4 protein-coding genes are annotated in these 13,756 nt (G+C 62.9%); 3 read left to right on the top strand and 1 reads right to left on the bottom strand.

Annotated features, from left to right (window positions below; translation table 11 throughout):
* Positions 1 to 56 precede the first annotated feature (56 nt).
* Positions 57 to 8,948: a peroxidase family protein gene (locus JQ611_RS37210; protein ID WP_212468244.1), complete on the bottom strand. Its 8,892-nt coding sequence runs from the start codon at positions 8,946 to 8,948 to the stop codon at positions 57 to 59.
* A gap of 311 nt (positions 8,949 to 9,259) precedes the next feature.
* Here JQ611_RS37210 and JQ611_RS37205 point away from each other — a divergent pair, with 311 nt between their 5' ends.
* From JQ611_RS37205 to JQ611_RS37195, 3 genes are all read left to right on the top strand, one after another.
* Entirely contained in the window at positions 9,260 to 10,780 is a 1,521-nt protein-coding gene (locus tag JQ611_RS37205; protein ID WP_249133754.1) for a sensor histidine kinase, read from the top strand.
* Between the two features lie 101 nt (positions 10,781 to 10,881).
* Complete coding sequence (locus JQ611_RS37200; protein ID WP_312012357.1) at positions 10,882 to 11,628, top strand: response regulator transcription factor; 747 nt, start codon at positions 10,882 to 10,884, stop codon at positions 11,626 to 11,628.
* 688 nt (positions 11,629 to 12,316) lie between these two features.
* Entirely contained in the window at positions 12,317 to 13,621 is a 1,305-nt protein-coding gene (locus tag JQ611_RS37195) for a hypothetical protein (RefSeq protein WP_212468243.1), read from the top strand.
* Positions 13,622 to 13,756: the final 135 nt, after the last annotated feature.

Below are 13,756 nucleotides of genomic sequence, written 5' to 3'. Positions count from 1 at the left end.
AAACGGAAGGCACCGGAACGGGAGGAGCATCTCTTCCGTTCCGGCCGAGGTCGCGATCAGAGCGTGACGTTGGAGCCGAGGTTCTGGTGGCCCGCGATCTCGATCTTGAAGTCGGCGGCGGCGTTGCCGTCGACGTTGCCCTGGACGACGGTGAACTCCTCGCCGTTGCGGGTCTCGTAGGTCACCGCGAGCTGGCCCGCGGCGGTGAAGGCCGCGTCGGAAACCAGCGTGAAGCTCTCGTTGCCGTCGGTGGCGTAGTTGGCGTCGATGCCGCTGAGGTCGATCCGATCGCCGGGCTCGAAGCCGACGATGGTGTCGCCCTTGGCCGCTTCCACCGAGTTGAAGCGGAAGGTGTCGTCGCCGAGCCCTCCGTTCATCACGTTGGCCGCGGTGCCGGCGACGATGACGTCGTTGCCGGAGCCGGTGGTGACGTTCTCGATGCCCCAGAGGGTATCGTTGCCCGTCTGGGAGCTCGAGGCGCTGCCGTTCGACAGCGGGCCGGAGCCGAGGTTGACGGTGACGGCCGCGCTCGCCGCCGACATGTCGAGCGTATCGGCGTCCCAGCCGCCTGTGCCTTCGTCGCCGAAGTAGGCGTCGTTGCCGTCGCCAATCTCGGCCACGATCAGGTCGTTGCCGGCACCGCCGAACACCGTGTCGTCGCCCGCCCCGGCATTGATCAGGTCGTTGCCCTGCTCGCCGAAGATGCGATCCGCTCCCGCATCGCCGTAGACCATGTCGGCATCCGCCCCGGCGAACACGTGGTCGTCGCCGGCTCCTGCGGAGATCACGTCCCGGCCGCTGCCTCCGCTGACGAAGTCGGCACCCTCGCCGGCCACGATCGCGTCGGCCCCGGCATCGCCGATGGCGATGTCGTCTCCGGCGAATGCGACGATGTTGTCGTCGCCCGCGGTGCCGACCAGCGTGTCGGACTGCGAGGTTCCGGTCCGGACCACGCCGGTTGCCGTGGTCTCCTCGTCGTCGCCGCCGGCGGTCGGCGTTGCCTCGTCGTCGCAGTCGTCGTGCGGCGTCTCGTTCTCGTCCTCGTCCTCGTCTTCGTCCGGTTCGTCGGTCTGGAACTGGGACGGCACGACGCCCGTAAAGGTGACCGAATGGGTCCCGTTCGAGATGGTTCGGGTGCCATTCTGGTTCTCGACCAGGTGGTAGCTCGTGAGATCCGTCCCCTCCGGGAGCTCGATCACATCCTCGGCCTGCAGGGCGCCGATGATGGTGTCGTTGCCTCCGTTGGACTTGAACACGATGCGATGGGCCGAAGTCAGGGCCGAGATATCGATCATGTCGTCGCCGTCGTCGCCATCGATCGTGATGGTGTTGAGACGCAGGCTGGTCGAGGTGAAGTCGCCGATGACATTGAACGTATCGCCGGCTCCCGCGCCGCCGGTCGGTCCGTTCGGCTCGACACTGTTGACGCGGATTTCCTCGATTTCGTTCAGTTCCGCGATCACGTTGGCGAAGCCCGTGCCGTTCCGGGTGATGACGATCTCCGGCGTACGTCCCGCGAAGCTCGCGAGGTCGTTGCCGGCGACGGCGTCCCAGGCGGCCAGCGTGTAGATGTTGAAGGTCTCGCTGGAGGTGTTGCCGTTGATGACGAAGGTATCGCCCGCGCCGCCTTCGGTTCCGCCGTTGACCACGTCGCGACCGTCGGTGGGAGCCACGGCGTTGGCGTTCCAGACGATGGTGTCGTCTCCGGCACCGCCGTTGACCGTGTCCGCGCCGGCGTTGAGGCCGGGCACGGTCAGGCTGACCGTGAAGTCGTCGACGAAGAAGTTGTCGCCGTTGTCCCAGTTGCTGCCGTCGCCGGTGGTCAGGAAGCGGATCGCCGAGTTCGAGCCGATCTGGCTGGCCGTCAGCGGGGCGCTGAAGCTGAAGGTGCCGTTGGTGCCTGCTCCCAGCGTGCCGCCGGCAACCGTTTCCCAGGCGTTGGTGGTGACGTTCCTCGCCTGGACGATGACCGTCTGACCGGCGGTCAGATTGTCGTCCTCGTAGCTGAAGGAAACCGTCGCCGCGGTCGCACCGGCCAGGTTGACGGCGCGCTCGATCGTCTCGCCGCCATCGACGCCTGCGTTGAACTGAAGGCGTCCGCCAGAGATGGTGATGTCGCCTCCGGACGGGCTGGTGGTCTCGCCGCCGCCCTCGGTCCACGGTCCCGTGAAGGCGACCGTGCCGTTGCTGTTGGCGTACGACGTCGATCCGAAGGCATCGACGTAGGCGCCGCTGTTGCTGCCGGCACCGCCGCTCAGGGTGTCGTTGCCGTCGCCGCCGTTGAGGGTGTCCGCGCCCTCGCCGCCGTTGACCACATCGTTGCCGCCGTTGGCGTTGACCGTATCGTTGCCGCCCGCGGCGTTGATCGTCTCGCCATTTGCGGTCCCGGTGAGGGTCTGGCTGGTGTCGTCGCCGTTGATCGGCGTGCCTGTCGGCGCCGCCGCCAGGATGAAGTCGGTCGCATCGATGGCCGCCGGCAGGACGCCGTTGACCTGGATGGTGCCGATCGTGGCCAGGGACGCATCCCGGACCGTGATCAGGGTGTTGGCACCCGCCGGGGTCACCACCACGCGGGTGGGGAAGTTGGCGAGGGTGACGCCCAGGGCGCTGAGGTCGATCCGGTCCTGGGTAGTGGCGGTACCACCGGTCGCATCGAAGTTGGTGACGATGTCGGCGCCGAAGTTGACGCCGTTGTAGATGAGGACGTCGTTGCCGCCGTCGGCGCCCGTGGTGACCAGATTGATCGTGTCGTTGCCGCCACCGCCGATGATGGTGTCGGTGTCGCCCCCGGTTCCGCCACTCAGCGTGTCGTCGCCGAGTCCGCCGTCGACCAGGTCGGTGCCGTTGCCGGCATCGACGATGTCGTTGCCGCCACCGCCGAAGATCTGGTTGTTGGTGCCGCTGCCTGTGATGACGTTGGCGAGCGCGTTGCCGGTGCCGTTGATGTCGGTCCCGGTCAGCGTCAGGTTCTCGAGCTCCGACCCGAGGGTGTAGGAGATCGAGGACTGGATCGTATCGGTGCCGCCGCCAGCCAATTCGGTCACCACGTCGGCTTCTTCGATGACGTAGGTGTCGTCGCCGGCGCCGCCCACCATGATGTCGGCTCCGGCGCCGCCATTGAGGATGTCGTTGCCGATGCCGCCATTCAGCGTGTCGACGTCGTCGTTGCCGTTGAGCGTGTCGTTGCCGTCCCCGCCGTTGAGCGTGTCGTTGCCGAGTCCGCCGTTGAGCGTGTCGTTGCCGAGGAGTCCGTTGAGGGTGTCAGCGAGGTCGCCGCCGGAAATGATGTTGTTTCCGGCGTTGCCCGTGCCGACGAACTGGTCGGCATCGGCACCACGGTAGGTCAGGTTCTCGACGTTGGCCATGGTCTCGAGCGACAGCGCGGCCATGAAGGTCTCGACCGTGTCTGCTGTTCCCTCGCCCGCGGCTTCCACCACGACGTCCAGCAGGTCATCAACGCCGTAGGTGTCGTTGCCCGCGCCGCCGACCATCGTGTCGGCGCCGAGTGCTCCTACCAGATCCAGATTGTCGTCATCGTCGTTGTCCCGGGCGTCGAGGTCGTCGTTGCCCGTGCCGCCGACCAGGAGGTCGTCACCCAGCCCGCCGACCAGGTCGTTGGAGCCCGCACCGGCGCCTCCGAAGATCAGGTCGTTGCCGCTGCCGCCGACGATCTCGTCGGAGGTTCCGGTCTCGCCGACGATGAAGTTGTTGGCGGTCGAGGCCGCTAGATTGACGCCGCCACTGTCGCGGTTGCCCGGATCGGAGCGACTGACGAGGTAGTCGTCGGCTCCGAGCGCGTAGCCGGCGAAATTGGCGCCGTTGAAATTGATGCGCTCGACGCCAGTCTGGGCATTGCCGCCCGTGAAGTGCCCGGCTACCGTGATGGTCTGCTGGGTACCGGTGGGCAGGGTGTAGTTGATCACCAGGTCGCCATTGGCCGTGGCGCCGTTGTTGTCGCTGGCGTTCAGCGAGGTGATCGTCAGGATCGGCAGCAAGGTATCCGGATCGATTCCGGTGCTCGGTGCCAGGATGGAGATGCGGTCCGCGGCTCCCTCGTTGGCCAGTTCGTTGACGATGTCGATGCCGTCGCCGACGGCGAAGGAGTAGGTGTCGTTGCCGAGTCCGCCGTTGAGCGTTTCGGCCGCGGAGTACACGATCTGCAGATCGTCGATCTCGACGTTATCGGTCAGGCCTCCGGCGATGCTCGTGACCTCGAAGCGGATGCGTGCGGTCGTGGAGAACGGCCCGGTGACGACGTGGTTGCCGGGGGCGTTGTCGTTGCCGTCGATGGTGTTGAGCAGGACGTAGTTGTTGCCGTCGGCCGCGAACAGTACCCGCACCTGTTCGGCGCCGTCGAGGTTGTCGGCGTCGACGTTGTAGGTGATGGTCGCGGTGTTCGCGCTGGAGAGGTCGAACGCCCGGGTGATCTCGGCGCCGTTCATGTTGGGTCCGCCGAAGAAGCGGAGCACGTTGTTGTTGTTGTCGTCGATGCGGATCTGGTCCGTGGCCGCGGTGGTGCCGTCGTTGGTCTGCACCCAGGCCGGATTGGCCGTGGTGAAGGGGTCCGCGAAGGTGCCGCCGGTGGCCGGTCCGTTCGGACCGCCGACCAGAATGTCGTTGCCGGCGCCGCCGTTGAGCAGGTCGTTGCCGGCAAGGCCGAGCATCAGATCGTCCTGGGCGGTGCCGGTGAGCACGTCGTTGTTCGGCGTCCCGACGATGATGTTGAGCGGGTTGCCGTCGAGGAACTGGAGCCTTTCGATGTTGCGCAGCCGGTCGGTGCCGTCGAGCGAGTCCTCGACAGCATGCGACACGACAAGTTCGCCGGCCGCCGTGGCCGAGAAGGCGTACTCCGAACGGTTGCCCTGGTACCTCGCGGTGTCGATGTCCGGCGTGGCATCCGCGGCGGTCGTGATCTCGCGGACTATCTGGAGCTGACCGGGATTGATCTCGCCCGAGAACATCTTGGCCGCCAGCGTGGTCATGCTGCTGTGGTGCTCGAGGATGGCGCCGGTGCCGCCGTTCGGGCCGATGTTGGCATGAACGGCGATCCTGACGTTGAGCCAGCTGTCGCCGTCGATGATGTCGTCGCCGGCGCGGCCCATGATGGTGTCGCTGCCGTCGCCGCCGAGGATGATCTCGCCGGCGTTGTAGGCGATGGCGTTGGCGGTCAGAGCCGTCATCTGGGCGGCGGTGAGGCCCAAGACCGCCTGCAACCCGGCAATGCGCTCAATGCCTTCCTTGGTCAGGGCGCTGCCGCGGAATCCTTCCGAGCCACCGGCCGAAGCGGCCACGCGTTCCTCCGCAAGGGTGTCCGCTCCGGTCAGCACGTCGTCGAACTTGGAACCCGAGAGGCCTTCCACCGACTCGTAGGCATCGAGCGTCCCGAACCCCGGGGGGTTCGGGTTCTCGTCGAACACGATGCCGCGGGTGAAGTCCGCGTCCACCTTCATGATGCTATCTTTGTAGGTCGCCCAGTCGAAGCCGGACATACCGGCCATCTTGCCGCGGCCGAGGCTGCCGACCATGATGTCGTCGCCGCCCTCGGCGATGAACTCATCGAAGCCGCCGTCGCCGAGGAACACGTCGTGGCCGTCGATCGAGTCGCGCGCGAAGATTTCGTCAAAGTTGTCGCCCGGAGCGCCGTCGAAGGTGCCGGTTTCGATCCAGTCGTTTCCTTCGTTGCCGAGGATCCGTTCGGCGTTCCTGTTGCCGTAGATGAAGTCGTTGCCTTCGCCGGCGAACACCTCCGAGCCCATGTCGGTGCCGAGGAAGATGAAGTCCTGGCCGGAATTGCCCATGACGAGGTCGAGGCCCGGTCCGGCGTGCACCACGTCGTGGCCGGCGCCGGCCTTGATGTTGTCGTCGCCGCCGATGTCCTTGATGATGTCGTCGCCGTCGCCGGCATTGATGATGTCGTTGCCGAAGCCGCCCTCGAGCCGGTCATTGCCGCCGTCGCCGAACAGCGTGTCGTCGCCGATGCTGGCGATCAAAGTGTCCGCCGTTTCGGTGCCGCCGAGGACGACGTGCTCGTCGCCGGTGTAGCGCAGATAGTTGATTTCCGCGCCCGGAGTTGCCGGATTGTCCCGCAGGACCAGCGGGGTCAGGAGGCTGGTGCCCACCGGATCGTCGTTCTCCAGGGTTCCGTCGCCGTCCAGGTCGTTGAATTGCCTGGTGACCCGATCGACTTCGAGGATCAGGCCCGGGGTCGAGAACACGTCCGACGGCAGATGCGTCGTGTCAGTGTTGCGCATGATCATCGCGGCGAAGGAGTTGTTCTCCATTTCGCTGAAGAGATGCAGACCGTCGAGCCGCTGCAGGTAGTAGAAGCGGTCGCCGCTCTGCAGCTGCTCCATCTGCACTTCGAAGACGAAGTTGAAGGTCGATCCCAGCATGCCGCCGAACGGCATGATCTCCTCGGCGAGACCGCCGATCCACAGGTCGACGTTTTCGAGGCCGCCGAGCGAACCGCCGGTGTAGGCGCCCGTGGCGTTGAGGAAGTCGAGCCGGTCGGCGGGAACCGGCAGGTTGCCGACCGAATTGCCGGTGATGATGGTGAGCGCGGCGTCGCGCTTGCCCTCGAGGGTCGTCTGAGTGGTGATTAGCGTATGGGTGCCGTAGGAAGCGATGAAGTTGATGATCGAGGCTTCATGCTTGAGATGCCCGGCGAAGTCGGTCCAGCTGGCGTAGGGCTTGAGGAGTTCCTCCTGGTTGGTCGCTTCGTAGAATTCACGGCGGGCGACGTTCAACGACGGCACGCCGGTGTCGCGGCCGCGCGCCAGGTTGATGGTCGCGAGGTCGAGGGGCAGGCCGAGCAGGTTGTTGCGCAGCGCGGTGGTGACGAATTCGTCGATCTCGTTGCCGACCTGGCGCGTCATGCCGCGGATGATGTCGCCGGCGGCGACCTCATCGGTCAGGGTGTGGGCGGTGGTGGTGCCGCCGCCATCGTAGGCGAGCGGGTTGAGGAAGCCCTCGATCAGCCCGATGTGGTCGGCCTGGAAGGTGCTGTCGAAGCGGTCGATGGACTCCGTCAGCATCGAGTGGCCGAAACGGTACACGACGTGGGCGAATTCGGCCACGATCGAGGGGTTGATCGAGGTGTCGAAGCCGTCGGGGACCAGGAAGACGTTGATGTTGGGCTGGACCTTGCGGGCGAATTCCTCGAAGACCAGATGCTGGTACTGCATCTCGGTGCCGAACTTGGCGGCCTGGAACAGGCGTTCGCCGTCCCACACCAGCGTGGACAGCTGTGCCGGGGTCGGCAGGACGAGAAGGTCGGGACCATCCAGCCACTCGTTGATGAAGGCGAGATCGCCGGTCGCCAGCACCTGGTCCTTGGTGTGCTGGACGAGGCGGTTGTGCTCGGCATGGAACACGTGGTGGACCGCGGTCAGCCCGATGTTCTCGTTGACGCGGCCGTCGCCGGCGATGAAGTGCGCGTCGAGCAGTTCGTTGTCGTATTCGGTGTCGCCGTTGCCGGGGTTGGCCAGGCCGATCGTGATGTCGCCGTCGGCGATCTTGCCGACCGGCACGGCTTCGTGGGCGATGTCGGCTAGGAAGGCGTGGCCGGTGCGGATCGCGCCAACGGTCGTCACCGGGGCTGCGAGGTTGCCTTCGACGACGACGTCGTCGCCGGTGTTCGGGATGCCGTCCGGGCCGAGGCCGGTGATGATCTGCGGATTGCCGTTCTGGCCGGGAATGAAGTTGCCGTAGGCGTCGGTCCGCAGCAGGGGAACGTTGCCGACGTCGAAGTCGGTGAGCAGGATGCCGAGCTTCTGCGCGGCCTGAAGCTTGACCTCGCCCCAGGTCGCCATGCCGCCGTTGGCGCCCTCGATGAGTTTGCCGGTGGCCACCGGATCGCCGGCGGCGTTGAGCACGTACTGGCGCAGGAAGACCTGATGCGACGAATGCGAGGTGTAGGTCTGGTTCTGATCGACGTAGGCGGTCGTGGTGTTCACGGGCCTGACATCGTCGGCGGTATTCATCAGGCCGTCCTGGCCCGCCCCGACCGTGGCGCGGGTCAGGACCATGAAATTGGTGTGGCTGCCTTGGACATAGAGCGGATCGTCCTCCGCCAGCGGAATGAACACGGTGCCGCTGCCGCCCTTGTTGACGAGGTCGAGGCCGTGATCGAAGAACTGGCCGAACAGGGTGAACATGGAATTGAACGGTGCCGACAGGCCTTCGTCCGGCGCCACTGCCGGCAGATAGACGTTGTCGCCCTGCATTTCGATGCCGAAGGGCTCCAGGGCCCCGTCGCGTACCACGCGCGCCGCTTCCAGCTCTACCACGGTGGCCGCGTGGGCCGCGGTCGCAGCGATCCACGCATCGATGGCTTCCTGCTCCTCCGGCGTCGGCGGCGTGATGGGATCGCCGTCGCCGAGCTCGTCGGCGGCGATCTTGGCGTTCTGCATGACCACGCGGGCCTGGTACTCGGCGTCGAAGGCCGGCTTGAAGGCCTGGTAGATCGCCGTCACCGCCGGAAGATCGGCCATCGCGTCCGCGGAACCGGCGCGCTGCAGCGCGGTCAGGATCGCAGCCGGATTGCCCAGCGTCTGGTCAACGAGCAGGTTGGAAATGGTGCGCAGGCTCGCGTCGAAGACGAGCGAGCCGGGATTGTTCGAGGGGTTGTAGTTCAACTGCCCCATCGCGGGCGCCGGGCCGGGGCCATCCATGTCGACCTGGCCGCCCGACGGCCTGTAGACCGGATCCAGCAGGGTCGGAAACTGGTTGCCGGCTGCGCCCCACTGTTCCTGCCCCGGCAGCAAGTGGTTGTAGCTACCGTCGACGGTACGGAGGCCCATCGAGAGATTGTAGGCCGGAATCGAACCGTTCGGCCCGAACAAGGGCTTGCCTGCGGCACCACCGCTTTGCACGAAAAGCGCATGCTGTTCCGCGACCTTGATCTGCTCGAGAATGAATTCCAGATCGCTTTTGATATAGGCAACCATGACACCCTCACCTGTTGTTGGAACAGACCGCAGCCGCGGCCGGGTCGTTGAAACCAATGTCGCTCATGCTGTGATGCCAACACTGGCTCAGACCTCGACGATGCCATTCTGAGATTTTTCGAAGCGCGCGGATAAGGGGACAAGGTCCCGAGAAGTACGAGGCACAAGGTCCCCCGTTGAATGGGGAACAAGGTCCCACAACAACCGGGGACTAAAGTCCCGAGACATCGTCCGGCTGAGGTGCTTCCTTTCACCGATTATGAGCGGCCTCATTAGCGTTAACGGCCCTATAGATCAGTCGGAGGTATTTCATGCCCCTGGATGTGATACAGTGCTGGAAGATGGATTTGGACGAGGAGCGCTTGTCACGCGGCGCGGAAATTTCAAGCGCCGCTCCTCGCTTTAGGCAAGGACCCACGGCGATGACTCGGTCGTCTGTTAAGACCGGCTTCAAGACTCGTTCACTCGGATTTGCTCATCAATTTGTCATAGCTGCCGCCATAACGATCGCGGTCTCGATGGGACTGCTCGCGTTCGTCATCTCGCAACGCATTGAAGCAAGCATGATGCAAACGGCCGCCGAAGAAGGCGCCCTCTTCACCGAACTTTTCCTCGGTCCATTAGCGCAAGACCTCGCCACTTCCCGCAGCCTGTCTCCAGAAAGTGTGAAAAAGCTCGATGACTTGCTTGCTGGAAAACTGGGCGAACGCGTAAAATTGATCAAGATCTGGTTGCCGGATGCGACGCTAGTGTACTCGACCAATAAGGAATCAGTCGGGGAGAAATTTCCTTCGCATCACATCACCACAGCCGCCGCGGGCAAGGTAAACAGCGAGTTCGATTATCTAGACGCCGTGGAGAATGCCACCGGGAGCAACCTGCATGTTCCGCTCGTCGAAATCTATGCCCCGCTATTCCGCAAAGGGACAAAGACGATCATCGCCGTCGGCGAGGTCTATGCTGACGGCAGACGACTTGCGGACGATCTTGTCTCGATCCGTCTCATATCAATGGGAATCGTTGGTGCGGCCACCGCTCCGATGATGCTGGTTCTGTTCCTGATGGTTCGCCGCGCTGCAAACCTGGTCACCGACTACCAGTCAACTCTCATGAAGAATGTGGTGGAGGCTAAGAAGCTCGCTGCGCAGAATCACAAGTTGCGTCGAGCGGCAGATCATGCCCGTCTGGAGGCCGCGAACTCCAACGAAAATCTCCTTGCGCGGATTGGACAGGATCTGCATGACGGGCCGATCCAACTCGTGAGCCTCTTAATGCTCAAGCTGACCGAACCGAGCGGCACGAACAGAGCCGAGGTCGGCTGTGGCGGTCCCGACAATGCCGGCACCGAAGCCCTGACTGCGCGGATACTTAGGGAACTCCGCGATATCTCGACCGGACTTGTGCTCCCCCAATTGGAGGGGCTGACGCCCAATGAAATACTCCGGCTTGCTGTACAGAACCACGAGGATGCGACAGGAACGGAGGTCGGCCGTCAGATTGGAATCTTGCCCGAAGATCTCACGCTACCGGTGACAATATGCCTGTACAGGATCGTGCAGGAAGGATTGAACAACGCGTTTCATCACGGGAAAGCAATGGAACAGCGCGTCGAGGTTTGGGCGGATACGCAATCGATCGTCGTTGCGGTGAGCGATAGCGGCCCGGGGCTGGTCGACAACAATCATGCGAACCGGCGCAGCAGGATTGGCCTTGGCATCGCGGGTTTGCGCAACCGTGTCGAAGCCCTTAAAGGCACGTTTGAGGTGATATCGCAACGCGGCATCGGGACGCAAATTCGAGCAAAGCTGCCCGTCACTCTACCAGAAAATTAGAATTGCGATGATCGGCGCGCGATCTTCAGTCACATCAGTTCCCTCTAACGCACAACTGGAGGATACAGGATCATTCGAGGTAGTCCTTAAGTAAATGATGTATGAACATCTTGATTGCGTTATATTTTCAACGCGTGCGAATTGCAGGGGACATTATGAGTACGGTTTCCATTGGTTTGGTAGACGACCACCCATTGATGATTGAAGGCATCGTTGCGCTGTTGTCGCGCGCTCAGGGTCTCGAAATTTTGTCGACGGGTTCGACGGCAAGAGACATCATCGACATTTCCTTGCGGTTCCATCCAGACGTCATCATCGTCGATTTAAGCATGGCGGGCGACGTCTACGAGGCAATCGCGACGTCTATCAAGGTCTCTCCAAACACAAAGATAGTCGCGTTCACTGCTGCGACCGGCGTCGACTCCGCGATCCGCGCACTGGATGCTGGCGCAAACGGATATGTCCTGAAAGGCAGCAGCGCGAAGGAGCTCATTCAGGCTGTTGAAGCGGTTCGGCATGGCGAAACGTACATTACACAAAGCTTTGCAAGCCAGGTCATCGCAGGATTGCGAAACGCATCGCTGCGGCGAGTGGCGGCCGAAGCCGTCAGATTCAGCATTCGCGAAGACCAGATCGTTCGACTGTTGTTGCGGGGCTTTACCAACAAAGCGATCGCCACCTCGCTAAAAATCAGCGAGAAGACCGTCAAAAATTACATGACGATCCTGATGCAAAAACTCAACGCCCGTAACCGCCTCGAAGTTGTTATTGCCGCACAAGCCCTGAGCGATCGTGAGGTGGACGACCCATTCGTAAATGCACGTTCCCAAACGCGTCAGCTCTCTTGAAGGGAAACCGCCCTGGGGCTGCTTTACGCCTCGTGAGGTGACCTTACGGGTGATTCAACCCTGGAGGGCTTGGGTCTGGGGCCGCGCCCAACTCTTCAACGAGTGTGTGAAGGTCGGCGGCCCTCTCGATCAGGGAGGCCGCAGCCTGGGGATCGGTTGTTGACTTGGCGAGTTGAAGAAGCGTCTCCGCCTGACGCGTGAAATAGTCTCTACCCATCACGATGGTCGCCCTCACAAATTACCGGTGACCTGCTACAGAAACCGGACGTTCGTTCCAGTCTCAATGTACAATATTGAACACAAGGTGCCTCCGCAATACTAAGGTGTCTCCGTAAACTTACGGATAACGGCACGAAAACTTGGAGAGCCGTGGAGGGGCGCAGGTGATTGCCATTCCTCACAACACCGGAACCTACCCTACTCTCGTACGCACCATGCCGGTTGGTAGGGCCGAGGTCGTCCGACGGCGGCCATGGAGTAGCCGATTAATGGACATCGCTCGGCTTGGCGAGTTTCGGGACCTTGGTCGCATCCATTTCAGGACCTTGTACTCTTACGGACGCCCTTCAGAAAACCTTCAAATGACAGCGTTAAGTAGGTCAGATGCAGCGCGAGGCATATGTTGGCATCACATTGTGTTACCAATCACTTTGAGCACGGAGCTCGATAGCGCAGAGGAAGTCTTTGCATGCGCCAAGCTATCGAGACCGCGCCAAGAGACGGGAAAGTCGTCATTCTCGAGAATGACGCGAGCGGCAGTTATGACACTGCTCACTGGTCGCGCAAGACGTATCAATGGTTGGGTGAAAACGGCGAGCCGAGCAAAATTACACCGACACATTGGTATCCAAGACCGCGCGACAAATATCTGCTGCGAGAGGATGACAAATCGCCGAGGCGATTTGTAGCTCGGTCGATCACAACGTCTCTCATCGCGATGGCGATTATCGGCGTTTATTTCCGCTCCGAAGTCGCGGGTTATGTTACCCAAGACGCCGGGCGCCAGGGTGTCTTCGGCATCAATCGCCTGCAGGTCGAGCGAGACGCCAAGTCGCCGGCCGATTTACTGGCGGTTCAGGAACAGGCCGGAGCCGATCAGGCCAGAGACCCTGCAGGCGCGCCGGCCAAGCAGGCTGGGAAGGCGTTCGCGCCGGAAGCGCGACAATCTCTGGAGCAGGAACAACCTACTGACAGCTTGACGAATGAGCTTGCCGAGACCCGCCGCACTGTCCACCGGCTCACTCTGCAGTTGCGGGCGGAGATCGCAAATTCCGCTCAAGCGCTCGGAGAGGAGCGCGGGAAAGCGGCCGCCCTCGCGCAGCAGGTCGACACCGTGCGACAGGACCTAACCGCAAGTTCGGTGCAATATCGTCAAACGCTCGATGAAGAACGCGCGCGCGGTGCCGCACTCGCGAGCGAACTGGCGACGGCGCAGCAGGAAATTGAGAGCCAGGCGGCGCAATTGCGCAAGGCGGGCGACGAAACGGCGCAGGTCAAGCAGACGGCGGAGCGCGCAATGGCGGAACTGCGACGATCTCTGCAGCAAGAACGCGACAGAGCGGCGGCAATGGCACGGGATCTGGGGTCTGCGTGGCGTACGAGTGATGCGCGCGTTACGCCTGAGCCTGCGGCGAGCCGCCAAACGCCCGAAGCCGCGCAAGCGGAGGAAATGGCTTCGATAGCACGGCCGGCGGCCGTACAGACGCAAGCGCAAAGTAGTCCGGATGCGAACAGGTTGATCGCGCTCGCCAAGGCGCTACTCGGCCAGGGCGACATCGGTGCTGCCCGTGTCGTGCTAGAGCGCGCTGCCGAAACAGGGAGCGCGCAGGCGAGCTTCATGCTCGCGGAGACATATGATCCCGCCATCCCTATCCGGATGGGGGACGTACGGAACGCGCGGCGAAGTGACGAAGGCGCGCGAGTTTTATATGCGAAGGCACGCGCCGGTGGCATTCTGGAGGCCAAGGATCGATTCAATGCCCTGCGTCAGTAAGTAGACGCGAGAAGCGCGCGCCCCGATGGCGATAGTGCTCGCTGAACGACTGACTGGCAATTTATTGATAAAGTGCCAATCGCCCCATCACTCTCGTCATGATGCTGTGAAAACTTGCGATGGTTGGAAGTAGGA

This window comes from Bradyrhizobium sp. AUGA SZCCT0182 (assembly GCF_018130185.1).
GTDB lineage: Bacteria > Pseudomonadota > Alphaproteobacteria > Rhizobiales > Xanthobacteraceae > Bradyrhizobium.
Note: the sequence above shows the minus strand (reverse complement) of the source record. Positions and strands in the feature narration are given on the sequence as shown.